Source organism: Streptococcus parasanguinis (assembly GCF_001578955.1).
In the GTDB taxonomy this organism is placed as follows: Bacteria; Bacillota; Bacilli; order Lactobacillales; family Streptococcaceae; genus Streptococcus; species Streptococcus parasanguinis_U.
Genome location: NZ_KQ969712.1, coordinates 1 through 673 on the forward strand (window position 1 = coordinate 1; position 673 = coordinate 673).

Consider the following 673-nt stretch of genomic DNA (forward strand, 5'->3'; position numbering starts at 1 on the left):
TTCTAAGGATTCTTCATAGTTGATAGGTCGCAAAATGTTCTGAAAAACGCTCAGAATTGCTGTGTCAGCAACGAAAATGCGTGATTTTTGTATGATTAAAAAAATCGGGGCATCTATACAAAAAAGTGGAGGTGTTATCCTCCGAATCATCCTATTATTTTTTATTTGTTTTCGCTTACATTTTGTCATATAATGTTATTATAGCAAAGAAAGAAGGTGTTATTATGTTAAAAAAATATTTTTCAAAATATAAATGGACTGATTTATTTTGGATTCTATTTGTGGTTTTGACATGCATCTATGTAGGAAACCGTGATTTGCTTCCTCTTAATCATCAAGAATTCTCTCTTCGTGGTAGTTTCTGGGGATTTATACTTGCATTATTTCACTTACTATTCATTGATAAATTTTTCATTTCTAATCGTAAGTAAAACGATACTAGGTAAAAACTCAATTTCAGGAGAAAATAAAGTAAATCTCCCCACAATAAAACGCATAGTATCAAGGTTCTTCAAAACCTAATATTATGCGTTTTTTGATCTAAAGACTTTTCCCTATTCTTGCTTATTTTGTTGTTGATTATCTTTATATGAATTTTATAGCATAGGCTATCGTCCATATCTGAGGCACTGTGACACTAAAAAATAGGTCAGTCTCATAGAGGAAGACGAAA

General features: G+C 30.9%; 1 protein-coding gene. It reads left to right on the top strand.

Going from position 1 to position 673, the window contains the following annotated elements; genetic code table 11:
- The first annotated feature begins 224 nt into the window (after positions 1 to 224).
- Complete coding sequence (locus SPADD19_RS13025) at positions 225 to 431, top strand: hypothetical protein (RefSeq protein ID WP_049475280.1); 207 nt, start codon at positions 225 to 227, stop codon at positions 429 to 431.
- Positions 432 to 673: the final 242 nt, after the last annotated feature.